At 57.3% G+C, this 26,057-nt stretch carries 27 protein-coding genes; 15 read left to right on the top strand and 12 right to left on the bottom strand.

The genetic code is table 11. From position 1 onward, the window contains the following. The first annotated feature begins 50 nt into the window (after nt 1-50). Complete coding sequence (locus BM316_RS07065) at nt 51-2,018, top strand: cation:proton antiporter domain-containing protein (protein ID WP_090205744.1); 1,968 nt, start codon at nt 51-53, stop codon at nt 2,016-2,018. Here the strand turns inward: BM316_RS07065 and BM316_RS07060 are convergent. Next, nucleotides 1,967-2,386 (bottom strand): cupin domain-containing protein, encoded by a 420-nt coding sequence (locus BM316_RS07060; protein WP_090207679.1) that lies wholly within the window; start codon nt 2,384-2,386, stop codon nt 1,967-1,969. The genes BM316_RS07065 and BM316_RS07060 overlap by 52 nt on opposite strands. A gap of 123 nt (nt 2,387-2,509) precedes the next feature. Between BM316_RS07060 and BM316_RS07055 the strand changes: the two genes are divergently transcribed. Then, on the top strand, nt 2,510-2,788 hold the full coding sequence (locus tag BM316_RS07055) for a glycine zipper 2TM domain-containing protein (protein WP_207493631.1): 279 nt from the start codon (nt 2,510-2,512) through the stop codon (nt 2,786-2,788). 53 nt (nt 2,789-2,841) lie between these two features. On the opposite strand, the gene BM316_RS07050 is transcribed toward BM316_RS07055, so the two are convergent. The 6 genes from BM316_RS07050 to tyrS all read right to left on the bottom strand — a co-directional run bounded on the left by BM316_RS07050 (nt 2,842) and on the right by tyrS (nt 8,415). After that, nucleotides 2,842-3,417, bottom strand: a complete 576-nt coding sequence (locus BM316_RS07050; RefSeq protein WP_165606548.1) for a GNAT family N-acetyltransferase — start codon at nt 3,415-3,417, stop codon at nt 2,842-2,844. Between the two features lie 11 nt (nt 3,418-3,428). Further along, nucleotides 3,429-4,706: a phosphopyruvate hydratase gene (eno, locus tag BM316_RS07045; protein WP_090205738.1), complete on the bottom strand. Its 1,278-nt coding sequence runs from the start codon at nt 4,704-4,706 to the stop codon at nt 3,429-3,431. A 52-nt stretch (nt 4,707-4,758) separates the two neighbouring features. Next, nucleotides 4,759-5,637: a DMT family transporter gene (locus tag BM316_RS07040; RefSeq protein ID WP_090205735.1), complete on the bottom strand. Its 879-nt coding sequence runs from the start codon at nt 5,635-5,637 to the stop codon at nt 4,759-4,761. Between the two features lies 1 nt (nt 5,638). Then, nucleotides 5,639-6,058, bottom strand: a complete 420-nt coding sequence (locus BM316_RS07035) for a Fur family transcriptional regulator (protein ID WP_090207675.1) — start codon at nt 6,056-6,058, stop codon at nt 5,639-5,641. 67 nt (nt 6,059-6,125) lie between these two features. Beyond that, entirely contained in the window at nt 6,126-6,977 is an 852-nt protein-coding gene (locus BM316_RS07030) for a PhzF family protein (RefSeq protein ID WP_090205732.1), read from the bottom strand. A 187-nt stretch (nt 6,978-7,164) separates the two neighbouring features. Next, nucleotides 7,165-8,415 carry a tyrosine--tRNA ligase gene (gene tyrS / locus BM316_RS07025; RefSeq protein ID WP_090205730.1) on the bottom strand — a complete coding sequence of 417 codons (1,251 nt, stop codon included), beginning with the start codon at nt 8,413-8,415 and terminating at the stop codon, nt 7,165-7,167. Nucleotides 8,416-8,478: 63 nt separating this feature from the next. Here tyrS and BM316_RS07020 point away from each other — a divergent pair, with 63 nt between their 5' ends. Together BM316_RS07020 and BM316_RS07015 are read left to right on the top strand one after the other, a co-directional pair. Then, the gene (locus BM316_RS07020; RefSeq protein WP_090205727.1) at nt 8,479-9,627 is read left to right on the top strand and encodes an anhydro-N-acetylmuramic acid kinase; all 1,149 of its coding nucleotides are present in this window, start codon (nt 8,479-8,481) and stop codon (nt 9,625-9,627) included. 167 nt (nt 9,628-9,794) lie between these two features. Further along, complete coding sequence (locus tag BM316_RS07015) at nt 9,795-10,412, top strand: outer membrane protein (protein ID WP_090205724.1); 618 nt, start codon at nt 9,795-9,797, stop codon at nt 10,410-10,412. Between the two features lie 95 nt (nt 10,413-10,507). Here the strand turns inward: BM316_RS07015 and BM316_RS07010 are convergent, their stop codons facing one another. Both BM316_RS07010 and soxR read right to left on the bottom strand, forming a co-directional pair. After that, nucleotides 10,508-11,677 (bottom strand): pyridoxal phosphate-dependent aminotransferase, encoded by a 1,170-nt coding sequence (locus tag BM316_RS07010; RefSeq protein ID WP_090205721.1) that lies wholly within the window; start codon nt 11,675-11,677, stop codon nt 10,508-10,510. A 33-nt stretch (nt 11,678-11,710) separates the two neighbouring features. Then, on the bottom strand, nt 11,711-12,154 hold the full coding sequence (gene soxR / locus BM316_RS07005) for a redox-sensitive transcriptional activator SoxR (RefSeq protein ID WP_090205718.1): 444 nt from the start codon (nt 12,152-12,154) through the stop codon (nt 11,711-11,713). Between the two features lie 76 nt (nt 12,155-12,230). Between soxR and BM316_RS16680 the strand changes: the two genes are divergently transcribed. From BM316_RS16680 to BM316_RS06980, 5 genes are all read left to right on the top strand, one after another. Beyond that, the gene (locus BM316_RS16680; protein WP_165606547.1) at nt 12,231-12,407 is read left to right on the top strand and encodes a hypothetical protein; all 177 of its coding nucleotides are present in this window, start codon (nt 12,231-12,233) and stop codon (nt 12,405-12,407) included. 2 nt (nt 12,408-12,409) lie between these two features. Beyond that, nucleotides 12,410-12,799 (top strand): VOC family protein, encoded by a 390-nt coding sequence (locus tag BM316_RS06995; RefSeq protein ID WP_090205713.1) that lies wholly within the window; start codon nt 12,410-12,412, stop codon nt 12,797-12,799. A gap of 456 nt (nt 12,800-13,255) precedes the next feature. Beyond that, on the top strand, nt 13,256-14,689 hold the full coding sequence (gene cysS / locus BM316_RS06990; protein WP_090205710.1) for a cysteine--tRNA ligase: 1,434 nt from the start codon (nt 13,256-13,258) through the stop codon (nt 14,687-14,689). Next, nucleotides 14,689-16,314 (top strand): citramalate synthase, encoded by a 1,626-nt coding sequence (cimA, locus tag BM316_RS06985; protein ID WP_090205707.1) that lies wholly within the window; start codon nt 14,689-14,691, stop codon nt 16,312-16,314. The genes cysS and cimA overlap by 1 nt, the downstream gene beginning before the upstream one ends. Next, a complete protein-coding gene (locus tag BM316_RS06980) occupies nt 16,311-17,078 on the top strand; it encodes a squalene/phytoene synthase family protein (RefSeq protein WP_090205704.1) in 768 nt (255 codons plus the stop codon). Before cimA ends, BM316_RS06980 begins: the two co-directional genes overlap by 4 nt. Here BM316_RS06980 and BM316_RS06975 read toward each other — a convergent pair. The 3 genes from BM316_RS06975 to cobA all read right to left on the bottom strand — a co-directional run bounded on the left by BM316_RS06975 (nt 17,075) and on the right by cobA (nt 20,505). Beyond that, nucleotides 17,075-18,292: an MFS transporter gene (locus tag BM316_RS06975; RefSeq protein ID WP_090205702.1), complete on the bottom strand. Its 1,218-nt coding sequence runs from the start codon at nt 18,290-18,292 to the stop codon at nt 17,075-17,077. The two genes, BM316_RS06980 and BM316_RS06975, sit on opposite strands and share 4 nt — an antisense overlap. 41 nt (nt 18,293-18,333) lie before the next feature. Further along, a complete protein-coding gene (locus BM316_RS06970; RefSeq protein ID WP_090205699.1) occupies nt 18,334-19,581 on the bottom strand; it encodes a cobyrinic acid a,c-diamide synthase CobB in 1,248 nt (415 codons plus the stop codon). Between the two features lie 72 nt (nt 19,582-19,653). Continuing rightward, complete coding sequence (gene cobA, locus BM316_RS06965) at nt 19,654-20,505, bottom strand: uroporphyrinogen-III C-methyltransferase (protein WP_090205696.1); 852 nt, start codon at nt 20,503-20,505, stop codon at nt 19,654-19,656. Nucleotides 20,506-20,602: 97 nt separating this feature from the next. Between cobA and BM316_RS06960 the strand changes: the two genes are divergently transcribed. From BM316_RS06960 to zwf, 6 genes are all read left to right on the top strand, one after another. Next, nucleotides 20,603-21,652 carry a cobalt-precorrin-5B (C(1))-methyltransferase gene (locus BM316_RS06960; RefSeq protein WP_090207673.1) on the top strand — a complete coding sequence of 350 codons (1,050 nt, stop codon included), beginning with the start codon at nt 20,603-20,605 and terminating at the stop codon, nt 21,650-21,652. Next, nucleotides 21,649-22,371 carry a cobalt-precorrin-6A reductase gene (locus BM316_RS06955; RefSeq protein WP_090205693.1) on the top strand — a complete coding sequence of 241 codons (723 nt, stop codon included), beginning with the start codon at nt 21,649-21,651 and terminating at the stop codon, nt 22,369-22,371. Before BM316_RS06960 ends, BM316_RS06955 begins: the two co-directional genes overlap by 4 nt. 2 nt (nt 22,372-22,373) lie before the next feature. Next, nucleotides 22,374-22,997 carry a DNA-3-methyladenine glycosylase family protein gene (locus tag BM316_RS06950; RefSeq protein WP_090205691.1) on the top strand — a complete coding sequence of 208 codons (624 nt, stop codon included), beginning with the start codon at nt 22,374-22,376 and terminating at the stop codon, nt 22,995-22,997. Continuing rightward, nucleotides 22,994-23,662, top strand: coding sequence for an alpha/beta hydrolase (locus tag BM316_RS06945; RefSeq protein WP_090205688.1), 669 nt, complete (start codon nt 22,994-22,996; stop codon nt 23,660-23,662). Before BM316_RS06950 ends, BM316_RS06945 begins: the two co-directional genes overlap by 4 nt. A gap of 225 nt (nt 23,663-23,887) precedes the next feature. Continuing rightward, the gene (locus BM316_RS06940; RefSeq protein ID WP_090205685.1) at nt 23,888-24,475 is read left to right on the top strand and encodes an HNH endonuclease; all 588 of its coding nucleotides are present in this window, start codon (nt 23,888-23,890) and stop codon (nt 24,473-24,475) included. Nucleotides 24,476-24,551: 76 nt separating this feature from the next. After that, nucleotides 24,552-26,006: a glucose-6-phosphate dehydrogenase gene (gene zwf, locus BM316_RS06935; protein WP_090205682.1), complete on the top strand. Its 1,455-nt coding sequence runs from the start codon at nt 24,552-24,554 to the stop codon at nt 26,004-26,006. Nucleotides 26,007-26,057: the final 51 nt, after the last annotated feature.

Raw genomic sequence — 26,057 nt, 5'->3', positions numbered from 1 at the left:
GATAGGCCACTCTGAACCAAACGCGCGCACGCACTGACGAGGGATGGCCAGTGACAGATTTCTTGCTATTGGCCTTTATTTTTCTGGTTGCAGGCGTCGTCGCCGTGCCAATCGCAAGCCGCTATAATTTGGGGTCTGTCCTTGGTTATTTGATTGCGGGTATCGCGATCAGTCCAATTCTTGCGGTGCTGGACGTGGATGTGATTTCAATTCAGCATTTCGCGGAATTCGGCGTGGTCATGATGCTGTTTCTGGTCGGGCTTGAACTGGAGCCGCGCCGGCTTTGGGAAATGCGCGGAGAGCTGCTCGGCCTAGGCGGAGGTCAGGTCGCTCTGACGGCTGCTGGTGCAGTCGCTTTGGGTGTCGTATTCGGTCTGGACTGGCGCATCTCATTGGCAATTGGTCTGATCGCATCTTTGAGTTCAACAGCCATTGTTCTGCAGTCCCTGAATGAAAAAGGATTGATGCGCAGCGATGGCGGGCGCGCGGGATTTTCTGTCCTGCTGGCACAGGACATTGCCGTCATTGCGATGTTGGCCCTCATGCCGCTGCTCGCCATGCCCGAATTGCTGAGCGGGACAGGGGATGCACATGCGCAGGCAGGCGATGCAGAGCACCACGATGCAGGGATGAGCCTTGTGGCGGGATTGAGCGGCTGGCAAACGGCGTTGGTCAACGTGGTCGCCATCGCCGCGGTGATCGGTGCAGGCAGCTACCTGACGCGGCCGATTTTCAGGTTCATTGCGGCCGCGAACCTGCGCGAGCTGTTCACTGCAACAGCTTTGATGATTGTCATTGGGATCGCGCTACTGATGTCGCTCGTCGGTCTATCGCCAGCACTGGGCACATTCCTTGCAGGCGTCGTGCTGGCCAATAGCGAATACCGTCACGAACTTGAATCAGACGTTGATCCGTTCAAGGGCCTTCTGCTGGGGCTGTTCTTTATGACAGTTGGGGCTGCAATCAATTTTGGCCTCTTTCTTGATAATGTGGCCATTGTCATTGGCCTGACGGTCTTGCTCATCGCCCTCAAGGCGGGCGTTTTGTTGCTGCTCGCAGTCGTCTTCCGGATTCGCGGTGCAGACAGGTGGCTTCTGGCCTTGAGTCTTGCACAAGCTAGTGAATTCGGCTTCGTGCTTTTGTCTTTTTCGGTCAGCAATGCGATCCTGCCACAAGAACTGGCGGACCTGTTGTTACTGGTGGTGGCATTCTCAATGATGCTGACACCAATCCTGTTCATCCTATACGACCGCGCCATCGTCCCGCGCTATACGACCGCCGCTGATGATGCTGCGGATGACATAGATGAGCCCGGTGAGGTTATCATTGCAGGCGGCGGGCGGGTCGGTGGGCTTGTGCGACGCATCCTGAGTGCCGCTGGCTATTCGCTCACAGTGATTGACTATAATGCGCAGCATCTCGAAAACATGCGTCGCTTTGGTGCGCGCCTCTATTACGGAGATGCGACGCGACCTGATATGCTGCATGCAGCAGGGCTTCAGCGCGCGAAAATGATTATCGTCGCAATCGACGATCGTGAGCGGATTACATCACTCGTCAAATACGTCATCGCGAACGCGCCGCAGGTCCATGTGATCGCGCGGGCGGTAGATCGCCATCATGTCTATGAACTGTGGGCAGCCGGTTGCCGCGATATCATTCGTGAAAGCTACGACAGCAGCTTGCGGATGGGGCGCTCGGCTCTTGAGGCGCTGGATGTGCCCAAAGAACGTGCGCAGATGATGGTGGAAGCATTCAACAGGGTCGATCGTGCCTCAATGATTTCTTTGGCGAGCGCCTATGACCCGAATATCCCGGTGATGGAAAACGAACCATACATCAAACGTGTACAGGAAGTGCTTGGCCCGCGCGAGGCCCAGCTTCACGCACAGATGATGCATATTCTTGAAACCGGTGAAATGCCCGCAGAGGACGCGTTCTCAGATGCGGCGTCAACTGAGGGCGATCAGCGCGGGATTTCCAGGTCTTTGGCCGCGAGTGAGAATCCTGAAAACTGAAATCCAGGAGAGACTGTGCAACCCACCAAGGTCCAATCCCCTGTGGTTGCCGCCATTTGCCAATAATCTTTCGGAACGATGATCTGAGGCAATTGCCCGATCTCCAGGTCTGGTCCAAGCAGGTGATCGACAGCGGGCCCCTCAAGCGACGGCGCAGTCGATAGGATCAGCGGCGCACCAGAATAGTAGTGCCAGATTTCCACGGCATCGACTGCATGCCAATGGCTGGCCTGACCGGCCTTCAGCAGGAAATAGATGCATGTTCCGGTCGCGCGACCTTCGTTCTCGGCCTCCCAGGTCTGCCGGTAATATCCGCCTTCTGGATGCGGTGTGAGATCAAGCTTTGTGATTATCTCGTCGGCGGTCATCATTGAGGCAGCCTATGGCTGTGACCGTGTCTTCACAAGCCAGCGTCTTGGTAACTTTGTAAAAAATGCGGGAACCACTCTCTGAGCAATGCGTTTGCTGTAAAACAGAGCGAGGAGACTAGAATGTTTAAAGCAAAGATGATCGCATTGACCGCATCCGGCGCGTTTTTCGTGGCTGGCTGTGAAAATCTGACAGCAGATCAGGCTGCACTCGTCGGTTCGGCTGGTGGTGCTGCTGCAGGGCTTGTTGCCGCTGATGTCTTTGACGCGGACGACGATTGGCGGATGATTGCAGCGCTTGGTGGTGCTGCCGCTGGTACAGTTGTCGCGCAAAATTCGCGCACAAGCCAGTGTGCCTATGCAAATGGTGACGGGACTTACCGCCTCGCTGCTTGCCCATAAGCCATAACGATATTGAGAGAAAAGGACGTAGCGCTTGCGCATTACGTCCTTTTTTATTCGATCAGCGGGACGTGCGGTGCAATTCTCCGGTCGTGGATTCCATCCACGCGCGGGTCCGGAAAGACCTCAACCGCGATCTTGTAAGGTTTAAATCCGGCCTTCTGATAGAAGTCGAGTGCGCGGGGATCATCCCAGTTGCAGGTATGCACAAAAAAGCGATTGATCTGGCGCGAGAATGCTTGGGTCTGTGCCAGATGCATCATTGGGCCACCCAAGCCCTGTCCTGTCGCTGATGTGACGATGCCGAAGTAGTCCAGTTCGCAATCCCCATCGTCCTGAAACGACAGTTCCACAATCCCGATCGCTTTGCTTTCGTGACGGATCACCCACAATTCGGTCTGATCGCTTTGCAGGATAGCTTGAAGTTCATCCTCTGGCATCACCAATCGTGATGACCACAGCCAAGGCGCGCCAACAGCGCGGAACAAATTCCGGTATGCCGCGACATCTAAGTTTTCTTCAGTGGCGGTTACACCCAACGGAAATGGCTTCGCCGCCGTCATTTGTGCAGACGCCATCTGAAGGTAGGTCACAACCGCCGGAACATGTCCGGCGGGGACCTCGTGCATACCTTCGGGGATCATCCTTTGAGGATACTGCGACCGGCATAGATCGCTGTCTCGCCAAGCAGTTCTTCAATGCGGATGAGCTGGTTATACTTTGCGAGTCGGTCAGACCGCGACAGCGAACCGGTCTTGATCTGACCGCAGTTTGTGGCAACGGCGAGGTCCGCAATTGTCGCGTCCTCGGTCTCGCCCGAACGGTGTGACATGACGTTTGTGAACCGTGCGCGGTGCGCCATATCAACGGCTTTCAACGTCTCGGTCAGGGTGCCGATCTGGTTCACCTTGACCAGCATGGAGTTTGCCGATCCTTTGGCAATCCCGTCGGCAAGGCGCGCAGGATTGGTCACAAAAAGGTCGTCACCGACCAACTGCACCTTGTCACCAATCTTGTCGGTCAAGAGCTTCCAACCGTCCCAGTCATCCTCGGCCATACCGTCTTCGATGCTGATGATCGGGTAGTCGGCGACCAGCTTTGCCAGATAGTCCGCGTTTTCTTCGGATGTCAGCGAAATGCCTTCGCCAGCCATCTCGTACTTGCCGTTCTTGTAATATTCGGTCGAGGCACAATCGAGCGCGAGGTAGATATCCTCGCCTGCTTTGTAGCCTGCCTTTTCAATCGAGGTCAGGATGAAGTCCAGTGCCTCGCGCGTGCTGCCGAGAGCAGGGGCAAAGCCGCCTTCATCACCGATACCTGTGTTGTGGCCAGCGGCTGAAAGTTCTTTCTTCAGTGTATGGAAGACTTCAGACCCCATGCGCACCGCGTCGCGGATGTTGTCCGCGCTCACTGGCATGATCATGAATTCCTGAATGTCGATCGGATTGTCAGCGTGTTCGCCACCGTTGATGATGTTCATCATCGGGACGGGCAGGGTGCGCGCAGATGTGCCACCAATGTAGCGGAAGAGCGGTTGCGCGGTAAAATCGGCAGCTGCTTTTGCCACAGCCATGGAAACCCCAAGGATCGCATTTGCGCCCAGACGACCCTTGTTCGGGGTGCCGTCGAGTTCGATCATCGCCTCATCGATGGCGACCTGTTCTGTGGCGTCCATGCCAAGGATGGCTTCGGCGATCTCACCGTTGACGGCGGCGACAGCCTCAAGCACGCCTTTGCCCATGTAGCGGCCTTTGTCACCGTCACGCTTCTCGACGGCTTCATGTGCACCGGTCGATGCACCCGAAGGTACGGCCGCGCGGCCCATGGTGCCGTCTTCAAGGATCACATCAACCTCAACCGTCGGGTTGCCGCGGCTGTCGAGGATCTCGCGGGCGTGGATGTCGATGATTGTGCTCATAAATGTGCTCCTAATGGCAGTGTTAGCGGTATCAGGCGCTCTATAGCGCGGGTTATGACGTATGGGAAGCCCGTGCCAGACGGGCCTCTCGCCACAGCGTGTAGACGCCAGAGGCGATGACGATCGCCGCGCCAAACAAGGTGGGCGCATCCGGCGTTTCTGCAAAAACCAGATAGCCGATGATTAAGGCAAATACCATCCGGCTGTAGCGAAAGGATGAAATGATGCCCGCATTGCCGCCGCGTGTCGCGGCAACGATGGCGAGGTAGGCGAACATGCCCACAACGACGCTCACACCCAGCAACCACCACTCGTCGCCGGATGGCACGACGATTGGCTGACCCTGCGCGAGGGACACGATGTACCCTGCAGGCGCAACGAAGGCGAAAGCATGAATGCCAAGCTGCATGCCGCTGATCTGGACTCTTAAACTGCGGGTAAGCAGATCGCGTGCAGCAAGCCCGAGCATTCCGCCGACGGCCAGCAGCGTCGCCGGAACGAAGCCTTCAAAGCCCGGTCTGATGATCAGCAAGACGCCAAAGAAACCAACGCCAATTGCCAGCCATCGCCGCCATCCAACCTCTTGTTGCAGGAACAGTGCAGCGCCCATTGCGACGACCAGGGGTGTCGCCTGAATGACGGCAGACGCCGTTGTCAACGGAATCAGCGCCAGCGCAGACACGAAAAAACACGATCCGACAACTTCGCAAAAGCTGCGCAAGATGACACGACCATTCAGATACGCCTCATCCCAAAGAGGCATGCCGCGTAGGGTTGACCAGAGCAGAAATATCACCAACCCGCCAAAGCAGATCAGACCGAGGACCTGTCCGGCAGGGATGCGCCCGGCGAGGACTTTGATCAAGGCGTCCTCGATCGCAAAGCAGAGCATCGCCAGAACCATAAAGGCGGCGCCGCGCAGATTCTCCAAGCTATTTGTCCTTGTCAGAGAGCGGCACGGCGTAGAGTTCCAGCCGATGGCCCATCAAGCGATATCCAAGCTTTGCAGCGATTTTTTCTTGTAGGGCTTCAATCTCGGGATCAACGAATTCGATCACTTCACCGGAATGCACATCAATGAGATGATCATGGTGGTCGCGGTCGGCGGCCTCATATCGGGCACGACCATCGCCGAATTCGTGCTTTTCAAGAATCCCTGCTTCTTCGAAAAGTTTGACCGTTCTGTAAACCGTGGCGAGCGAGATACGCGGATCGACTGCGGAGGCGCGATTGTAGAGTTCTTCCACGTCGGGGTGGTCATCGGCGTCTTGCAGCACTGACGCAATGATGCGGCGCTGATCGGTCATACGCAGACCGTTGGCTTCACAACGCTCCAGAATAGTCGCGGTCATACCGGCCCCTTTGTCTTGGTCTGTGATCTGATAGCCAAGCGTGCGACCGGATTCCACCCTGATAACGCTAGAAGGTGAATTGGCCTTCCATCGCTCGCACGGCCTGGCCACTGATCGTGACAGCAACAGGCTGGCTTGCCGTCGTGCGCGCCTGAATGTGCGAGGGCCGTCCCATCGCCTCGCCTTGAAGAATTTGCAGGCTGAGGTCAGCGCCAAGGGTTTCGGTCAAGAGGGCCGCAAGGGCGGCACAAGCGCTGCCTGTGGCCGGGTCTTCGAGAATATCGTCAAGTGGCGCAAACATGCGGGCGTCGATCTGTGAACCGTTGCGGACATAGGCAAAGATCGCGAAGTCCAGTCCCGAAGGGAAGCGCGCGGCACCTTCACGAAATGCCGAGACATTGATCTGGCAGGCCTCAAGGTCAGATTTTGTTTTCAATTCTGCGATGACAAAATCCAAACCAACGCCAGCTTTCACTGGCGCATGCGTCTCGCTATTGATCGCATCCGCGTTCAGTGAAAGCGCCTGCGCGACAAGTTCCGGTTCGGGTGCGCCGAAATGTTCGAGCGGAGCGGCCACAGTGAATGATGCACCACCTGCGTCGAGGGTGCACGGGATCGGACCGACACCGAGCTCCAACACCAAATCGCCTTCATGTCCCTCGTCGTTAAGTGCAATCGCAGTGCCAATCGTCGGATGCCCCGCAAATGGGATTTCCATGGTTGGCGTAAAGATCCGCACGCGTGCAGTGTGGGTGTGGTCTTCAGGCGGGTAGACGAAGGTTGTTTCTGAAAAGTTGAACTCTCTGGCAATCTTCTGGAGGTGTTCCTCCGGTATATTTGCGGCGTCTGGAACAACGCCAAGCTGGTTCCCGGCAAACGGTTCGTTCGTGAAAACGTCGTAGACGAAGAACTTGGTCATTCTCGGCTCCTGTCGCGGATTTCTGCGGCACCTTTAGAGGCGTGTTAAGCACCAAAGGCTAGCCTCGGCCCATGCTTGCAAAATATCAACCGCATTCACTGATGGCGATCCTGTTGGCGGCGATATTCGCCGCCAACATCGTTTTCCCAGTGACAGTCACGTTGTTGCTTGTTGATCTGCTGTTGCTTTAGCCCAACTGCACCAGTGCATGGCGTTTCTTGCCTGCACTGAGCTTGATCGGCTGCGCCAGTGCATCGGCGTCGATGATCAATCCCGCCTCTGTCAGGGCTTCGTCGTTCATCTTTGCGCCGTTCTCTGCGATGAGACGCTTTGCCTCTTTCCCGCTTTTGGCAAGACCAGATTTTACAATCAGCTGCACGATTGAAATGCCGTCACCAATGTCCTCTGCAGACAGGCTCAAGGTTGGCAAATCATCCCCAATCCCGCCCTTTTCGAAAACCTCGCGTGCGGTCGCCTCTGCCGCTGCCGCAGCTTCGGCGCCGTGCAGCAGGGTTGTGACCTCATTGGCAAGGATGATCTTGGCCGCGTTGATCTCGGACCCCTCGAGCGCGCCAAGGCGGTCGCATTCTTCAATCGGCAGCTCTGTGTAGAGCTTGAGGAAGCGGCCCGTGTCGGCATCGGTTGTGTTGCGCCAGAATTGCCAGAACTCGTAAGGCGAACACATGTCGGCATTCAGCCAGACCGCACCGGATTGGGACTTGCCCATTTTCTTGCCGTCGCTGGTGGTTAGCAAAGGCGAGGTCAGGCCGTAAATCTCGTGGTCCAGCACTCGGCGCGTCAGGTCGATACCATTCACGATATTGCCCCACTGATCCGAACCACCCATCTGCAAAAGGCAGCCGTAGCGCCGGTTCAACTCAAGAAAGTCATAGGCTTGCAAGATCATGTAGTTGAATTCGAGAAACGACAGTGACTGTTCACGATCCAGCCGCGATTTCACGCTTTCGAACGACAGCATTCGATTGATTGAGAAGTGCCGTCCGATATCCCGCAGGAAATCGAGGTAGTTCAGACCGTCCAGCCACTCAGCGTTGTTGAGCATCAACGCGTCAGTCGGGCCGTCACCGTAAGTGACATAGGCGGCAAAGACCTTGCGGATACCTGCGATATTCTCGTCAATCTGCTCTGGCCCCAAAAGTGGACGCTCATCGGCACGGAAGGACGGGTCACCGACTTTTGTCGTGCCACCACCCATCAGCGTGATCGGCTTGTGGCCGGTTTTCTGTAGCCAACGCAGCATCATGATCTGGATCAGGCTGCCGACGTGCAGTGATTTCGCGGTGGCATCAAAGCCGATATAGGCGGGCACCACTCCCTTGCTCAGCGCCTCATCGAGGCCCTGATAATCCGTGCAGTCGGCCAGAAAGCCGCGGCGGATCATGACATTCATGAAATCGGACTTGGGATGATAGGTCATCTGCTTGTTCCTGCTTGGTTTGCGATGCACTCTATAGTCAGCCAATGCGCAGAGGGGAAGCGGATGTTTGAAGGCCGGTTTGAGCGGATTTTGGGCCTTATGTCGGGGACGTCACTCGATGGTGTCGATGCTGCTGTGATCGAAACCGATGGAGAGACAATCCGCGCCTTTGGTCAGACCGCATATCGTGCCTACAGCGATGCAGAGCGTGCCACGTTGAAAGCCGCACTGGGCCAGTGGCAAACAGATGACGTTCGCGCCGCCGCTGACGTGGTTGAGGCGGCGCATCTGGCGGTGATGGCAGATTTCCATGACATTGCACTTGTCGGGTTTCACGGACAGACACTGGCGCACGATCCTGACAATCGCCAAACCCACCAATGCGGCGACGGCCAGCGGATAGCTGATCAGTCAGGGTTGCCTGTGGCGTGGGATTTTCGAAGCGCAGACGTGGCTGCAGGCGGGCAGGGAGCACCACTCGCACCTTTCTACCACTTCGCTCTTGCCAAGTGGCTGAAAGAAACAAAGCCGGTCGGGTTTCTCAACCTTGGTGGCGTTGGAAATCTGACGTTCGTCGATCCAACGTTTGAGAAACCCTCCGACACCGGCGCATTGCTTGCCTTTGACACCGGCCCGGCAAATGCTCCGATGAATGATCTCATGCAGAAGCGGCGCGGCCTTTCGTTTGATGCGGGCGGTCTCTTGGCGTCCAAGGGTCAAGAGGACAGAGATTTCGTCGAAGACTTCATGTCCCATCCCTATTTTGAGGCGCTTCCCCCAAAATCACTGGATCGCAACAGTTTTGAAGATGTTTTGGCGCGGGTCGATGGATTTGGCGACGCAGATGCACTGGCAACATTGGTCGGAGTTGTTGTGGCGTCAGTCAAGCGCGGCTGTGCACAGTGCCCTGTCTTTCCTGCGCGCATCTATGTCGCGGGCGGTGGTCGCCACAACAAAACACTAATGCAGCGGCTGGAAACTGACTTACCTTGTCCGGTGGTCAATATCGATGACGTCGGGCTCAACGGAGACATGATCGAGGCACAGGCCTTTGCTTTTCTCGCAGCGCGAGTGGCACGTGGTCTGCCCATTTCGGCACCAGGTACGTCGGGAGTTGATGCGCCGCTGCAGGGCGGACGTTTGGTGCATCCTGCCGCAAAATCGCCGTACTTTGGTGTTTTAACAGTGCCATTGGGCCGGATCGGTGGCTAATCAAGCCCTGCCGGATCGAATGTTTCCTTATTCAGCAAAAATTGGCCTGCTGTTTGAGGCTATATCGCGGACCTTTGCTCATTGCGATTATCGGGGCCGCTAGATGTTGTTGCGAGCCATTTCAATACAAATGTTCTTCGTATCGAAACGCGTAAACGGAGAATAAGATGTTTCTATCGAGCTTCACGACAAAACCTGCACGGCTGGCAATCCCGCTCGTCTTATCTGCTTCAGTGGCAAGTGCTGGCGGCATGGCCGAACCCGTGGTCGTTCCTGAACCCGTTGCTGTGCCAGTCGCGGCACCGCTCCCGACTGGCAGCGATTGGACAGGCTTCTATGCCGGTGCGCAACTTGGCTACGGCCAACTGAAGTCTGACGGTCTGTCGACTGATCCCGACGGGCTGATGTATGGTGTGCACGCCGGATACCTCTATGATCTGGGTACCTGGGTCGTTGGCGGTGAAATCGACTATGACATCTCGGATATCGAAGAAGAGGGCGATGATGTCGCACTGGATAGCGTGCTGCGCGGAAAAGTGCGTGTCGGCTATGACGCCGGAGACTGGTTGCCTTATCTGACCGCCGGTGTTGCCTCTGCCACCACATCCGGTGCACTTGATGCCTCTGACACTGGTGCGTTCGGGGGCTTGGGTCTCGATTATCGGGTCAGCGATTCAATTCGCGTCGGTGCGGAAGTTCTGCAACACAGCTTCCCTGAGTTTGACAACAACGATTTTGATATCGACGCCACGACGGCAGCACTGCGCGTGTCGTTTGAATTCTAATCCACTGAAAAGACAAGGTTAGGGCCGGTCAGCCCCTTCCCCGACATAACCGGTCCGACCTTGATCAGCCCGCCTTTCGCAAAAAGGGCGGGCACTTACGCTAAGCGTTTCGCAAAGGCGATCAAACGCGACAGCGCATCAACGAATGTATCGTCGTCAACGGTCATGGCGACGCGCAAATGTCCGGCAGCCGCGCGTCCAAAGCTTTCGCCAGGCATCACAGCGATGTGTTCTTGCTCAAGAAGGGCATCTGCAAAAGCGTCACCGCTCATGCCTGTCGCGCGAATATCTAGCATCACATACATCGCACCATCAGCGGGAATGGCGCGCACGACATTCTGGGCTGCAAGCGCCTCCATCGCTAGCGCGCGACGGCGCCGAAACGGTGCTGCGACCTGCTCTTCAACCTCAGGACCCTGCGACAGTGCAAAGGCTGCCGCGTCCTGAATGAAACCTGCCACCCCATAGGTCGTATGTGTGGCGAGCGTGATCAAATGCGAAATCACCGGCGCAGGTGCGCAAATCCAACCGATCCGACTTCCCGTCATGGCATGGCTTTTCGACATGGAACCGATGACAAGCGTGCGTTCCTTCATGCCAGTTAGGCTGCGCGGGCTGACATGGCGTCCGTCCCAGACCTGCGTGTCGTAAACCTCGTCAGAGATCAGCCAGAGGTCATTGTCTTTCGACACATCGGCAATCGCGCCAAGTGTTTCTGCGGAATAGACGGCACCGGTCGGGTTGTTGGGCGTGTTGACCAAAAGGCTACGGGCGCCTGCGGTTCCTACGGCAAGTTCATCAACAGTCGGCTGAAATCCGTTCTGCGGGGAGGTCACGATCCGTCTAGGCCGTGCGCCTGCGCCTCTGATCGTTCCAGGGTAGGTCGCATAGTAAGGATCAATGAAGGCCGCGTCGTCGCCAGCGTCGCAAATAGCCATATGTGCTGCGAAAAGGGCGGCTTGCCCACCCGGAGTGATCAAAATGTTTTCGCGCTCGGTCGCGACGCCGGTCCGATCTTCAATTCGCTTCGCGACTTGATCGCGGAGTTCATCCGTCCCTGGCACCATCGCGTAGCCGGTGTGACCCGCCAGTGCAGACCGGTGCATCGCATTGAGGATTTCGGGATCGGTGCGAATGTCATGTTCGCCAATCGTGAGTTCAATGACGGGTGTGCCAGCGGCAATCATCGCCCTGGCCTTGAGAAAGACATCCCAGCCGTCTGAGCCTCCGCCGGTGATGTTTGTGATGCGCTGAGATAGTTCCATGACCGGCAGAGGAACGGGCTGAGACAGCGAGAGTCAAGGGGCGAAGGACTTGAGATTTCGCGGGCCAGTCCCTTCCGTTCCGAGAGCGTCTTCTGGATTGTAAAGGGCGCAGCTTTTCAGGCTCAGACAGCCGCAGCCGATGCAACCGTCCAATTTGTCACGCAACTCCTCCAGTCCTGCGATGCGGGCGGCAATGTCTTTGCGGAATTGCGTGCTGATGCGGGTCCAATCGGCCTTCGTTGGCGCTTTGTGATCGGGCAGGCCTTTGAGATGCGGCGCAATCTCTGCCAGCGAAAATCCCAGTTTCTGTGCGGCCATCACAAATGACAGCCGCCTGATATCGGACTTTCCATAGCGGCGGTGCCCGCCCTGATTGCGCACAGGTTTGACGATGTCGTGGGTTTCGTAAAACCTGATTGCAGAGACGGCCAAGCCGGTGCGGGCGGCAAGATCGCCGATGGTTAGGCCCTGTGGCATGACATTTCCTCTTGATCTCAAGTTAACTTGAGAAATGAAAACAGATGTCAAGGCGATTGAACAGAGGAGAATCACCATGACACGACAACATTCAAACCGCTATTGCGCCGATCCGGACGCGATCTCGGCGATGAAGCGTGACGGTCTGGGCTGGGGGCATGATGTGGAGTGTGGGTGTTTCCACACCGCCGATCAGATCCGGCAAAGCGGCCTGATCACGCGCGTTCTGAAGAAGTTAAAGAGAGAAGATTGAACATGGCACAACTCGAACACGTCAATATCACCGTCTCCGATCCTCAAATGACAGCACGGATGCTGGCCGAACTCTTCGGTTGGACGATCCGCTGGGAAGGGGCTGCAATGGGCGGCGCAGGATACACCGTGCATATCGGAACCGATGAAACCTATCTGGCGGTCTACTCAGGCTCGCGTCCTGATCAAACTGTCCCCAAGGCGGACGCCAGCTATCAGACGCGCGGAGGCATGAACCACATCGGTGTCGTCGTCGCGGACCTTGATGCGGTTGAGGCGAAAGTCAAAGCGCTTGGATTTACGCCGCACAGTCATGCGAACTATGAGCCTGGCCGCCGTTTCTATTTTCACGATCACGATGGCGTCGAAGTGGAAGTTGTCAGCTACCAATGACGCAACGCAGAGACCGCAGCGAAGCAAGCATCAAGTTGGATTACGGGCAGAAACATCTCGAAACCGTCATATTTCCCGTTAAAGATGTGGGCTCTATCCGTTTGGGTATTCCATCTATCCATGCGGGAACTTTGACCACGGCATCTGTCGTCCTAGCTTGGCGAAAGCTCACCAAATCCACCTGGGATTTGCCGGATGGGGAGGAAGGGAGTTGCGGTCCCAGTGCCGCGTTTGTGTGACGAGTGTGTCTGTTGTCCTTCCTCCTACTCCCCGCAACGATTGAATTGCTGACTGGACCGATCCCGTTTGGCTTGCTATGCGTTACCTCATGAAGAGCATCTGCATCATTACCTGCTGCATTATTATCTGCTGACATCAGTCCGCGGGTCGCTCTTTCACGTTTCCATTCAAAACCGAAATTGCTAAGCCCCGCGGCGACAACACGCGTGAGGCGACATGACCAAGATCCGGCTGCAGAACACAAAGACCCGCAAGCGCGAGGACTTTGTTCCGATTGATCCACAAAATGTGCGGCTCTACCTCTGTGGACCGACGGTCTATGATCGCGCCCACATCGGGAACCTGCGGCCTTCGTTGGTCTTTGACGTGCTGTTCCGATTGCTGCGCCATGTCTATGGCGAAGACCACGTGACTTATGTGCGCAACTTCACCGACGTAGATGACAAAATCAATGCGCGCGCTGCGGAGACAGGGCGGGCTATTGGCGATATTACCGCCGAGACGATCCAGTGGTATCACGATGATCTGGATGCCGTGGGCCTTCTGCGCCCCAGCCACGAACCGCGCGCGACGGCCCATATCCCGCAGATGATCGCGATGATCGAGACATTGATCGACCGAGGCCATGCTTACGAGGCCGAGGGCCATGTCCTTTTTGCGGTCGATAGCTACGAGAACTACGGCGCGCTCTCTGGTCGGTCCATCGACGATATGATTGCAGGCGCACGGGTTGAAGTCGCTCCTTACAAGCGCAATCCGATGGACTTTGTGCTCTGGAAACCCTCAGGTGATGGCGTGCCGGGGTGGAGCAGCCCTTGGGGCTATGGCCGTCCGGGCTGGCATATCGAATGCTCGGCGATGTCGCTGGAACTTTTGGGTGAAAGCTTTGACATCCACGGCGGCGGCAACGACCTGCAATTTCCGCACCACGAAAACGAGATCGCACAATCCGCCTGCACGCATCCGCATGGTGATTTCGCACGCTATTGGCTGCACAACGAAATGCTGCAGGTCGAGGGCAAGAAGATGTCCAAGTCCTTGGGCAATTTCTTCACCATCCGCGACCTTCTGGATCAAGGCATACCTGGCGAAGTGATCCGTCTGGTCATGCTGGGCACGCATTACGGCAAGACAATGGACTGGACTGAAACGCGCCGTGCCGAGGCGGAACTGACCTTGCGCAAATGGTATGGCATCCTGCACGGCCATGGCTTCGGCCCTGCGATGATCAGCGCACTCAAAGCCGATGGAAAATGGGAGGCTGATCCTGAATTCCTCGGCGTGCTGGCCAATGACCTGAATACGCCGGGCGCGCTGGCGCGTCTGCACGTGTTGTCGAAAGGCAAAACACCTGCGGCACTGGCCGGCTTCGCACACGGGCTTGAAATGCTGGGATTGGTGGCGGACTGGACAGACATTCCGATGTTTGATGGCGGAGAGGCGGGCGAAGATGTGACCGCCGAAATCGCAGCGCGCGTGGATGCGCTGCTCGCCGAACGCGCTGCGGCCCGCGCCGCCAAGGACTGGAGTCGGTCAGATCAGGTTCGCGATATCCTGAATGCAGCAGGTGTCCAGGTGACGGACGTCGGCGGACAGGCAACATGGACTGCCGGACCTGATTTCGACGCGGCCAAGCTGGGGGAGTTCTGATGACCAAGGAACGCCTCTACCTTTTTGACACCACTCTGCGCGACGGGGCGCAAACCCAAGGCGTGCAGTTCTCGTCTGCGGAAAAGCATCAGATCGCTGCGGTGCTGGATAGTCTGGGCATCGACTACATCGAAGGCGGTTGGCCCGGTGCAAACCCGACCGATACCGAATTCTTTGCAAGCCCCCCTCAAACAAAGGCCACATTCACCGCCTTCGGCATGACCAAACGGGCAGGGCGGTCAGCGGAGAATGACGATGTGCTGTCGGCTGTGATGAATGCAGGGACGTCTGCGGTCTGTCTGGTGGGTAAATCCCATGACTTCCACGTCACAACCGCGCTCGGCATCAGTCTTGAAGAAAACACCGAGAACATCAGTGCGAGCTTTGCCCATCTCAAGGCGCAAGGCCGCGAAGGTCTGTTTGACGCCGAGCATTTCTTTGACGGCTACAAGGCCAATCCGGACTATGCCCTTGAGGCAATCCATGCGGCCTATGAAGCAGGCGCGCGCTGGATCGTACTTTGCGATACCAACGGTGGTGTCTTGCCACATGAAGTGACGGAGATTGTCGGTGCCGTTATCGCCAGCGGTATCCCCGGTGATCACCTTGGCATCCACACCCACAATGACACCGAAAACGCAGTCGCCAATACGCTGGCGGCTGTCATGGCGGGGGCGCGGCAGGTGCAAGGCACGCTGAACGGTCTGGGAGAGCGTTGCGGCAATGCCAACCTCACAACTCTGATCCCGACACTGATGCTGAAAGAGCCTTTCGCCAGCAGGTTTGAGACAGGCGTCACGTCAGAGGCACTTATGGGTTTGCGGCGGGCGTCACGCCTCTTGGACGATATTCTGAACCGCGTACCTGCGAAACAGGCGCCCTATGTGGGCGCCTCTGCCTTTGCCCACAAATCCGGTCTGCACGCGAGTGCCATCGCCAAGGACCCAAGTACCTATGAACATGTGGATCCGGCGGCTGTCGGCAACAGCCGGATCGTTCCCATGTCAAATCAGGCCGGGCAGTCCAACCTGCGAGCGCGACTGCTTGAGGCAGGACTGGACGTCGAAGCAGGCGACCCGGCGCTTGCCCGTATTGTCGAGAGGATCAAAGAACGCGAGGCACAAGGGTATTCCTATGATACCGCACAGGCCAGTTTTGAGCTGCTTGCCCGTAAGGAACTCGGCACCTTGCCCGAGTTTTTCGAGGTCAAGCGCTATCGCGTCACGGTCGAGCGTCGCAAGAACAAACGCAACAAGATGGTATCGCTGTCCGAAGCTGTCGTCGTGACCAAGGTCCATGGCAAGAAAATGCTCAACGTCAGCGAAAGTATCGGGCCTGATGGTTCGGACCAAGGCCCAGTGAACGCCTTGTCCCGCGCGCTGTCCAAGGACCTCGGACCATATCAGGACATGATCGAGGATATGCAACTGGTGGACTTCAAGGTGCGTATCACAAATGGCGGCACCGAGGCGGTGACGCGTGTCATCATTGACAGCGAAGACGGGCAGGGGCGGCGCTGGTCGACTTGCGGCGTCAGCGCCAACATTGTTGATGCGTCATTCGAGGCGTTGGTCGATGCGATCAATTGGAAATTGATCCGAGACGGGGCGCAGGCTTCACCATGAGTTTTGAGGCATGCGCTGCTCTCGTCGAAAAGGCTGATCCACTCCGCTTTCGCGTGGCCATGGCGGCACCGGTGCCAGCGCGTCAGATTCTCTTTCCGCTTTATGCTTTCAATGTCGAAGTGGCCCGCGCCCCATGGGTCACGCAAGAAGCGATGATTGCCGAAATGCGGCTCCAATGGTGGCGGGATGCCTTGGAGGAAATCGGGCAGGGCGGCACGGTGCGCAGGCACGAAGTCGTTGATGCGCTCGCTGGGGTATTGGATGCAGAAGGGGCTGCTTGCCTTGACGGTCTGGTCGCGGCGCGGCGTTGGGACATCTACAAAGACGCCTTCGAGGATCAGTCGCATTTTGAAGAATACATTGATGCAACGTCAGGCAATCTGATGTGGACGGGGGCGCGTTTGCTGGGCGAGGCAGATGAAGCTGTCGTTCGCGACCACGCTTATGGTGTCGGGGTCGCCAATATGTTCCAAGCGATCCCAGCGCTTGAGGCACAAGGCCGAAAGCCGCTTGTTGATGGTTCGACAGATGGGGTTGCGACACTTGCGCGGACAGCCCGCGAACGCATGGATCGCGCGGCCAAGGACCACCGCTCTGTGTCCCGAGACGCCGCTCCAGCTTTGGTGGCTGGCTATCACGCACGCCCTGTCTTGCGCGCCGTTGAGGCAACGCCGTCGCGGGTAGCAGATGATGCGTTGGACGTGAACCCTGCCAAGGATAGTCTGCGGTTCCTGAACGTCAGCCTGCGGGGGTGGTGGCGCTAGACGGCCATCTTGGGCTGACGCACCAGCCAGATCAGCGATCCGCCTGCCAGTGCCAGAAACGGTACCATCGCAAGGTTGACGGCTGTCCAGCCTTCGACTGGGGTGCCGCCAGAGCAGTTCATCAGACCGCCAGAAGCAAGCGACGCAATCGTCACCATACCAAACACGATCATATCGTTCATGCCCTGCACCGCACCGCGCTCTTCGGGGCGATGTGCACCGGCCAACATCGTGGTCGCCCCGATGAAACCGAAGTTCCAGCCAATGCCCAGCAACACGAGCGCAAGATAGAAATTCGTGAGTTCGACGCCAGCCAGCCCGACAACACCTGCCAGAGCTAGAATAGCGAGGCCGGTTGCCATGATCTTTTCGACGCCAAAACGGGCGATCAAGTGGCCGGTAAAAAAGCTCGGAGCAAACATCGCCAGCACGTGTGCCGAAACGATGTCATTGGCGTTATTTGTCGTGAACCCACAGCCGACAACAGCCAGTGGAGTTGATGTCATCACAAGATTCATCAGTGAATAAGACACCATCGCGCAAATCATCGAAACGAGGATTCGTGGGTCCCGCAAAAGCTCCATCCGACTCCGGCCGATAGCTGGAGTTATTTCCGGTTCTGCGCGCGTGCCTTTGGGTAGATCAAGCGCCAAAAACAAAAGCATCCCGAAGAGATTCAGCGCGATAATAGCAAGGTAGGTACCAAGAAACGGCACGACATATGCATCTTGCACAAGCTTGTTAAGCTGAGGACCCACGATTGCAGACAAAAGTCCACCCGCCATGACATAGGAAATCGCTTTGGGTCTGAAATCATCAGAGGCTGTGTCGGTTGCCGCAAAGCGATAAAAACCCTGCGCCGACATATAGACGCCAGTCAGGTATGACCCGCAAAGCAAAATGAAGAAGGACCCAACATACAATCCGTAGGCTGAAACCGCAGCACCCCCTGCTCCGGCAATGGCACCAACCATGAACCCGAACCTGCGTCCGTTGCGCTGCATCAGCGGACTGATCCAAGGTGCAGTTGTCATTGAGCCAAATATAATGAAGCTGATGGGCAATGTGGCAAAACAGATGTTTGATGCAAGCTGCACGCCTGCCAAGCCGCCAACGACAAAAATCATCGGCAGCTGCGCACCAAGGATGGCCTGAGCCATGACAAGAACAGCTACGTTGCGCTTGGCGCGTCTATCATCGGTGATTGCGGTCATGCGTCAGGCTTAGATCTCTAAACAGATGCTGGCAAGAGGCGTCAGGCACGGTCGATAAGATGGGCAAAGCTGCCCATGACTTTGCCGTTCACCAGACCCATCGGAGCAAGGCTGTGACCCTCAGCGTCAGTAGCGGTAAACAAAGCTTGCCCCTCTGCCTTGCGCGTTGTGGCGTAATGGAACTCGTGTCCTTTCCAACTTCCGGAAAACGGCTCTGTCGCCGCGTGCAAATCGCGATACCCAAGATGGAGTTTGCGTTCTGCGAAGGATGTCTCAAGGGACAGAAGGCCAGCCATCCTGTGCGTCACTCCCGCCGCATCGGTCAGTGTGTCACCCAAGACCATGTATCCGCCGCATTCACCATAGATATGCGCTTTGCTGTGCCGCAAGCTGTCGAGAAAGGCTTCATTGGATGCCAACCGCCCGGCATGAAGCTCCGGATAGCCCCCCGGCAGGAAAACCAGATCCGCGTCTGGTGCGGCTTCGTTTGCAAGTGGTGAAAACATCGCAATTTCGGCACCATTACGACGCCAGTCCTCCAGCATATGCGGGTAGCTGAACGAGAAGGCGGCGTCATGGGCAATCGCGATCCTCTGGGCTGGTGGTGCCATCGGTTGCCGCTTGTGGGACGGCAGCGGCGCAAGAAGCGCACGCAGCGCGGCCAGATCACAGTGCTTTGCGACAAGACCGGCCGCATGGTCGAGAAACGCTTCCAGATCGTCTCGTTCCTGCGCCTGCACCAGACCGAGGTGGCGTGAAGGTTGGGACAGGCCGGACTGACGTGGTAAAGCGCCGAAAACAGGGATGTCAGTCAACGCGCGGCGCAACATGGTTTCATGTCGCGGTGAACCGACGTTGTTGAGGATGACCCCTGCGACTGTGATTGATGGGTCATAGGTGCGAAATCCGTGAGCAATAGCGCCAACGGAACCCGCCATCTTGCCTGCATCAATGACAAGGATCACCGGCAGACCAAGTATCCGCGCAAGGTCAGCACTGGACCCCTTGCTGTCAGGAGGTGCGCCGTCAAAGAGGCCCATCGCCCCTTCAACAATCAAAGGCACGTGCCCAGAGGCAAGTGATTTGATCCGGTCCGGGGTCATGGCCCATGCATCAAGGTTAAGGCACGGCGCGCCGCAGGCCGCCTCGTGAAACCGTGGGTCGATATAATCTGGCCCCGACTTTGCCGCCCTGACTGCAACGCCAGTGCTTTGCAGGGCGCGTAGCAGACCCAAAGTGATGGTCGTTTTTCCGCTGCCAGAGGCGGGTGCGCTAATCAAAAAGCTCATGTTGCATCAGACATTGCTGCCTCCTGCGGCAGGCTTGGTCGTGCAGCGATGACATGCTGTGCGTTCACCGGATCAGGCAGACTCAGCGGGCCGACCTCGGCCCAACGGATCGAGGTTGCGAGGGGCCTGACCAGCGGCCATGCTTTGCCAGTCCAGCACCTGCCGCATCAGGACCGAACGTCCAACGCAGATGATGGCCGGTGGCTCCATCCCGCTTGTGGCGATATCGTCAACAACGCGGCCAAGCGATGTTTCAAGGACCTGTTGCTGATCCGTAGTTGCGGTGGTCACGACGGCCACCGGTTCGTCAGCAGAACGGCCAGCTTGCATCAGTTGGCCAGCAATCTGCGCGATGTGCTTCATGCCCATGTAGATTACGATGACCTGACTTCCCTTTGCGATACTGGCCCAATCAAGCGACCCTGGCGTGTTGCCGGACTGATCATGGCCGGTGACAAATGTGACCGACTGGTTCACATCGCGGTGGGTGACCGGAATGCCGGCATAGGCCAATCCACCAATGCCTGCCGAAATGCCCGGGATAATTCTGATCGGCACATTATGCTGAACCAGTGTCTGGGCCTCTTCGCCGCCACGGCCAAAGACAAACGGATCACCGCCTTTAAGACGCAATACACGCTTGCCGGCTCTGGCGAGATCGACCAACCTCAGCGAGATATCACGTTGTTTTGCCGAAGGCTTCCCGCCGCGTTTGCCCGCATAGATATGCTCGGCTTGAGGCGCCCAGGACAGGATGTCTTCTTGCACGAGGGCGTCATAAATCACGACATCTGCCTGACGCAGACCATTGACGGCATGCAATGTCAAAAGCCCGGCATCGCCGGGACCAGCGCCACAAAGCCAGACCCAGCCGGGCGACAGGATGGGCCAATGATGCTCAGGAAGGGGGATCGTCGTCGTCATATCTGGTGTTATGCCGTGTGCCGATGATGTTGGAAAGATGACAAACGACCTCACAATGTAGATTGCCGTCACACTTGTGCCTGCTATCGTCGCAATGATGACTGACGCCCCCCAAAAAGAACTGCGCCGTGGCTGGACCACAGGTGCCTGTGCGACCGCTGCAACCAAAGCAGCGCTCATGGCTTTTTGGGGAGGCGTGTCTGTGAAAGAAGTCACAATAGTGCTGCCAAAAGGCGAAATTCCCGTTTTTCCGGTCGCGGTGCACGAGCAGGGCGATGGCTGGGCCTTGGCTGGTGTGACGAAAGACGCAGGCGACGATCCAGACGTCACCCATGGCGCGTTGATTATCGCCAAGGTCTCGGCCTCAACAGGCGGTGTTCACTTTAAAGCCGGTGACGGGGTCGGCACCGTCACGAAACCTGGACTGCCGATTGGCGTCGGTGAGCCTGCGATTAATCCGGTTCCGCGGCAGATGATGGAAAACGTCGTGCGCGAAGTCGCAGATTCCATGGGGCAGGCTCCAGATATCGCGATTGAGATCAGTGTGCCCGGCGGCAGAGCACTTGCCGAAAAGACGTGGAACCCGCGCCTTGGTATTGTCGGAGGGCTTTCAATCCTCGGGACCACCGGCATTGTCAGGCCTTTCAGTTGTGCGGCGTGGATCGCATCGATCCACCGTGGAATAGATGTCGCGCGGGCAGATGGCCTGACCCATGTGGCGGGGTGCACCGGCGCGACTTCAGAAGCCACCGTCCAATCGCTCTACAGTTTGCCGGATCACGCAATGCTGGACATGGGGGACTTTGCTGGCGGGATGTTGAAATACCTCGGTAAGCATCCGGTGGACCGCGTCACCATCGGAGGCGGTATCGGAAAGATGACCAAGCTGGCCCAAGGCGCGGTCGATCTGCATTCAGCGCGGTCGCAGGTTGATTTTGACACACTGGCCCAGATGGTTGGCGACCCGCAGGTCCGTGATGCCAACACAGCTTTGGACGCCTTTAAAATGGTTGGACCAGCCCTGGCGCAAAAGGTCGCCGACACCGCACTCGCAGAAGTGCGCCGCCGCTTTGCGCATCAGGCAATCACTTACGATGTCGTGGTTGTTGATCGCGCGGGGGCTATCATCGCCAGAGCAGGGCCATGACGCTTCTCATTCTTGGTGGTACAGGAGAAGCGCGCCAGGTCGCTGAGGCCTTGAAAGGTCAGGACGCCATTATGTCGTTGGCGGGCGCCACACGTGATCCGCTTTCACAGCCGCTGACAACGCGCGTTGGTGGGTTTGGTGGCAAGGAGGGCTTTCTGCGCTTTCTGAAACAAAATGCGATTTCTGCTGTCCTTGACGCCACGCACCCGTTTGCGCAGCAAATCACGCCGCGTTCGGCGCGGGTCTGTGCGTCTGTGGGCGTGCCATTCTGCCAACTGCTCCGACCGGAGTGGACACCTGTCGAAGGGGATCGCTGGACGGAGATCAAAACCGAGGAGGAGGCCGCGTCGCACATTCCAATGGGTGCGACAGTCTTCCTGGGCACAGGCCGACAAACGCTTGCCCGATTTGCAAACCTGTCAGGGCGCAAGGTGATCTGCAGGCAAATCGATCCGCCTGAGGCGCCTTTTCCGTTCGAGGGCGGTGCATATCTGGTCGGTCGGCCGCCGTTCAGCGTTAAAGACGAGGTCGACCTTTTCTCAAAGTTGGGTGTCGATTGGTTGATCGTGAAAAACGCCGGGGGGGCGTTGAGCGCAACAAAACTGACGGCGGCACGCCAGTTTGGCATCCCTGTCTTGATGATCGCACGTCCACCGCGCGGTGACTGGCCCATTGTGACCTCAGTCAAGGACGCACTCGCTTGGGTGGCTTCACATTGACGATGCGGCAAATCAGGTCGCCGGCATGCGTCGCAGAAGGGGTGAACTGGCTTGTCGCCCATGAGCCGCGCTTTGCAACTGCCGTTGACACGGCAGGCGAGATTCCATTGCGACTGAAGCCTGATGGTTTCTCTGCGCTACTCAACGCCATTGTCAGCCAGCAAGTCAGCGTCTCATCGGCGGCAGCAATCTGGAACCGGCTTGACGCGGCAGGCATGACCTCCGTCACTGCCGTGAACGCAAGTCCGGAAGAAGGGCTTCGGCAACTCGGACTCAGCCGGCCAAAGGCCCGTTACGCGAAGGCGCTGGCTGCCTCCAATATCGACTATGCGGCCCTGCGCGCGTTGCCTGACGATGAGGTCGTCACGGTGCTGACCGCCGTTCCGGGCATCGGACGCTGGACAGCGGAGATCTATGTCAAATTCTCGCTCGGACGGGCTGACGCATTTGCAGCGGGCGATCTGGCCCTGCAGGAAGCCGCAAGACTGATCTTTGACCTGCCGGAGAGGCCAACCGAAAAGGAGCTGCGCGGACTGGCCGCGCCTTGGTCGCCTTGGCGGTCGGTTGCAGCGCGGATCATGTGGGCCTACTACAAGCAGGCAAAACAACGGGAAGGCATCAGATGACACGAGCTTTGGACGCACAACGGCGCGAGCCAATTTCCGGAGAGACCCGTTCGGCAGTAATCTTCTTGCACGGTTACGGGGCGAATGCTGCGGATCTGATCGGCTTGGCTGATCCGCTGGCCGAGCACATGCCGGATACGCTCTTTATTTCGCCAGATGCGCCGGAGGAATGTATCGCCGCTCCTATGGGCCGCCAATGGTTCCCGATCCCTTGGATTGACGGCTCCAGTGAAGAAGAAAGCCGCGCAGGGTTGGAACGTGCCGCAGCCGATCTTGATGCGTTTCTTGATGGTGTGATGGTTGATGAGGATCTGTTGCCCGAGCAGGTCATGGTGCTGGGCTTCTCGCAAGGCACAATGATGGCCCTTCACGTGGTGCCACGTCGCGAAGATGCGATTGCGGGGATTGTCGCGTTTTCTGGCCGTTTGCTGGAACCTGAACTTCTTGCGGATGAGGCGCAAAGCAGACCGCCAGTTCTGCTCATTCATGGCGATCAGGATGATGTTGTGCCGCCGCAGTCTTTGCCGCTGGCTGCTGAGGCATTGCAAGGGGCCGGATGGACAGAAGTTTATGCGCACGTGATGAAAGGGACCGGTCACGGGATTGCGCCCGATGGCTTGTCAGTCGCATTGGCATTCATGCGTGACCGACTGGGTTTGGGCTGATTGGAAACCTTGGATTGATCGCGCACGTTCCACCGCGATTGACGTCTCGCCAACGCAAGCTGCTGGTGAATTTGCCAGGTGTCACTCCCGCGGTTTTCAGACCAACCGCTTTGTCGCACATGATGAGGGTTGCCACATAGCGGACGCCATATATAGTCAGTTTTAAGAACAGCGGGCTTGCCGCTTGGACTGCGCCCGCACCTGATCACTTGGGGTGAGCGACATATGGTACAAGCAGAGTTTCGGACTGATTTCGTGAGGGCGCCTGCCACGCTCAAGCATTTTCCCGCATTGGTCTTAAACGCTGATTATCGCCCGCTTTCTTACTATCCGCTTTCGCTCTGGCCATGGCAGGAGGCTGTGAAAGCGGCCTGGCTTGACCGGGTTGATATCGTCAGCGAATACGAAGAGGTCGTCCGCAGCCCATCGACTGTCATTCGCATCCCTTCTGTTGTGGTGCTGAAGGACTATGTGAAGCCGCAAAAGCAGGTCGCCTTCACCCGTTTTAACCTGTTTCTGCGCGACGAATTCTGTTGCCAGTATTGCGGGGCCAAAGGTGATCTGACGTTTGATCACGTCGTCCCTCGGGCAAGCGGCGGGATCACAAGTTGGGAAAACGTCGTCGCTGCTTGCGCGCCGTGCAACCTGCGCAAAGGATCACGTTCGCTCAAAAGTTCCGGCATGAGTTTGCGCAAGCCGCCACGTCGCCCGGTGCCCGAACAACTCCACAACGTGGGCCGTAAATTTCCACCAAATCACCTGCACGAGAGCTGGATGGATTTCCTTTACTGGGATGCGGAATTGGAGGCCTAAACGCCCTAGACTTGCTCTGGTCATCACGCTAGGAAGGCCGCGTTAGCGCTAACGCATGCCCGTAGGGGAGTTTACTATGGTTTCTCGCGTCATTCCGGTCGAAACTTTTGACTTGGTCATTTTCGGTGGCACAGGCGACTTGGCCCGCCGCAAGATTTTGCCGGGTCTTTTCCGTCGCTTCCTCGCAGGCCAGATGCCTGAGTCCTCGCGCATCATTGGCGCCGCCAGATCAGAGCTTGATGCAGACGGCTACCGCAAGATGATTGCTGATGCGGTAGCTGAATTCGGCGGTGAAGAATCGAGCAACACCAAAGCGTTACAGACCTTTCTTGAGAGGCTCGACTATGTGGCGATCGACGCCAAAGGCGACGGCGGCTGGGCTGACCTTGCAAAGCTCGTGCGCCCCGATGTGATCCAAGCCTTCTATTTTTCAGTGGCACCATCGCTCTTTGGTGATCTGGCCGAAAGATTGCATACCAACGGGATTGCGACTGAACACAGCCGCATTGTCGTGGAAAAGCCGTTCGGGCGGGATCTGGCAAGTGCCCATGCGCTCAATGCTACGCTTGCTGAGCATTTTGACGAGAAGCAAATCTACCGCATCGATCACTACCTGGGGAAGGAAACTGTCCAGAACCTGATGGCGATCCGGTTCGGGAACGTTCTGTTCGAGCCGCTTTGGAACAATCACTACGTTGATCACATCCAGATTACGGTCTCAGAAACCGTCGGTGTGACGGGGCGCGGGGCCTACTACGATCGTTCCGGCGCAATGCGTGATATGGTGCAGAATCACCTCATGCAGCTCTTGTGTCTCATCGCGATGGAACCGCCCGGAGAATTCGAGGCCGACGCAGTGCGCGATGAGAAACTCAAGGTGATCCGCGCGTTACAACCGATTGATAATCATCACATTGTTCGCGGTCAGTATGACGCTGGACCGGACTCTCAAAGTTACCGTGAAGATGTGGAAAACCCGCGCAGCTTTACGGAAAGCTTTATCGCGATGCGCTGCCATATTGCGAACTGGCGGTGGGCCGGGGTGCCGTTCTACCTGCGGACCGGCAAAAAGATGAAGGCGCGATCCTCGGAAATTGCTGTGGTCTTCAAAGACCTTGGACATACGATTTTTGAAGGCGATGAGGCCCGGCACAGGAACATCCTGTCGATCCGGCTCCAGCCGAATGAAGGGATCGACTTGCAGGTGACAATCAAGGAACCCGGTCCCGGCGGGATGCGTCTGATTGATGTTCCGCTTGATATGACCTTCGCTGATGCCCTTGGCGATGATGCAGAAGAGGTGCCAGACGCCTATGAGCGCCTGATTATGGACGTTATTCGTGGCAATCAGACACTGTTCATGCGCGGTGATGAGGTTGAGGCGGCGTGGCGCTGGACCGATCCGCTGATCGAAGGCTGGGAAGCACGCAACGATGTGCCGAAGCTTTACGAGCCAGGTTCTGCTGGTCCGGAAGATGCGATGATGCTTTTGCATCGTGACGGACGTAAATGGCGCGATATCAAGGGCTGAGAGCCCGCGAATATCTGCAAAACAGGGCGACCGCTGCATGCGGCGGCTTTG

Source organism: Yoonia litorea (assembly GCF_900114675.1).
In the GTDB taxonomy this organism is placed as follows: domain Bacteria; phylum Pseudomonadota; class Alphaproteobacteria; order Rhodobacterales; family Rhodobacteraceae; genus Yoonia; species Yoonia litorea.
Note: the sequence above shows the minus strand (reverse complement) of the source record. Positions and strands in the feature narration are given on the sequence as shown.

Coding starts and splice junctions, on each gene's coding strand:
- BM316_RS06945 (WP_090205688.1), top strand. CDS start 22,994: ATGACACGAGCTTTGGACGCACAACGGCGCGAGCCAATTTCCGGAGAG.
- BM316_RS07035 (WP_090207675.1), bottom strand. CDS start 6,058: ATGACCGCGACTATTCTGGAGCGTTGTGAAGCCAACGGTCTGCGTATG.
- BM316_RS06980 (WP_090205704.1), top strand. CDS start 16,311: ATGAGTTTTGAGGCATGCGCTGCTCTCGTCGAAAAGGCTGATCCACTC.
- BM316_RS07030 (WP_090205732.1), bottom strand. CDS start 6,977: ATGACCAAGTTCTTCGTCTACGACGTTTTCACGAACGAACCGTTTGCC.
- BM316_RS07015 (WP_090205724.1), top strand. CDS start 9,795: ATGTTTCTATCGAGCTTCACGACAAAACCTGCACGGCTGGCAATCCCG.
- BM316_RS07010 (WP_090205721.1), bottom strand. CDS start 11,677: ATGGAACTATCTCAGCGCATCACAAACATCACCGGCGGAGGCTCAGAC.
- BM316_RS06940 (WP_090205685.1), top strand. CDS start 23,888: ATGGTACAAGCAGAGTTTCGGACTGATTTCGTGAGGGCGCCTGCCACG.
- tyrS (WP_090205730.1), bottom strand. CDS start 8,415: ATGACCTATCATCCCAAGTCCGATTTCATGAATGTCATGATCCGCCGC.
- BM316_RS07050 (WP_165606548.1), bottom strand. CDS start 3,417: ATGCACGAGGTCCCCGCCGGACATGTTCCGGCGGTTGTGACCTACCTT.
- BM316_RS06970 (WP_090205699.1), bottom strand. CDS start 19,581: ATGAGCTTTTTGATTAGCGCACCCGCCTCTGGCAGCGGAAAAACGACC.
- BM316_RS06955 (WP_090205693.1), top strand. CDS start 21,649: ATGACGCTTCTCATTCTTGGTGGTACAGGAGAAGCGCGCCAGGTCGCT.
- BM316_RS06975 (WP_090205702.1), bottom strand. CDS start 18,292: ATGACCGCAATCACCGATGATAGACGCGCCAAGCGCAACGTAGCTGTT.
- eno (WP_090205738.1), bottom strand. CDS start 4,706: ATGAGCACAATCATCGACATCCACGCCCGCGAGATCCTCGACAGCCGC.
- cysS (WP_090205710.1), top strand. CDS start 13,256: ATGACCAAGATCCGGCTGCAGAACACAAAGACCCGCAAGCGCGAGGAC.
- BM316_RS07060 (WP_090207679.1), bottom strand. CDS start 2,386: ATGACCGCCGACGAGATAATCACAAAGCTTGATCTCACACCGCATCCA.
- cobA (WP_090205696.1), bottom strand. CDS start 20,505: ATGACGACGACGATCCCCCTTCCTGAGCATCATTGGCCCATCCTGTCG.
- BM316_RS07055 (WP_207493631.1), top strand. CDS start 2,510: ATGTTTAAAGCAAAGATGATCGCATTGACCGCATCCGGCGCGTTTTTC.
- BM316_RS16680 (WP_165606547.1), top strand. CDS start 12,231: ATGACACGACAACATTCAAACCGCTATTGCGCCGATCCGGACGCGATC.
- soxR (WP_090205718.1), bottom strand. CDS start 12,154: ATGCCACAGGGCCTAACCATCGGCGATCTTGCCGCCCGCACCGGCTTG.
- cimA (WP_090205707.1), top strand. CDS start 14,689: ATGACCAAGGAACGCCTCTACCTTTTTGACACCACTCTGCGCGACGGG.
- BM316_RS06995 (WP_090205713.1), top strand. CDS start 12,410: ATGGCACAACTCGAACACGTCAATATCACCGTCTCCGATCCTCAAATG.
- BM316_RS07020 (WP_090205727.1), top strand. CDS start 8,479: ATGTTTGAAGGCCGGTTTGAGCGGATTTTGGGCCTTATGTCGGGGACG.
- BM316_RS06950 (WP_090205691.1), top strand. CDS start 22,374: ATGCGGCAAATCAGGTCGCCGGCATGCGTCGCAGAAGGGGTGAACTGG.
- zwf (WP_090205682.1), top strand. CDS start 24,552: ATGGTTTCTCGCGTCATTCCGGTCGAAACTTTTGACTTGGTCATTTTC.
- BM316_RS06960 (WP_090207673.1), top strand. CDS start 20,603: ATGACTGACGCCCCCCAAAAAGAACTGCGCCGTGGCTGGACCACAGGT.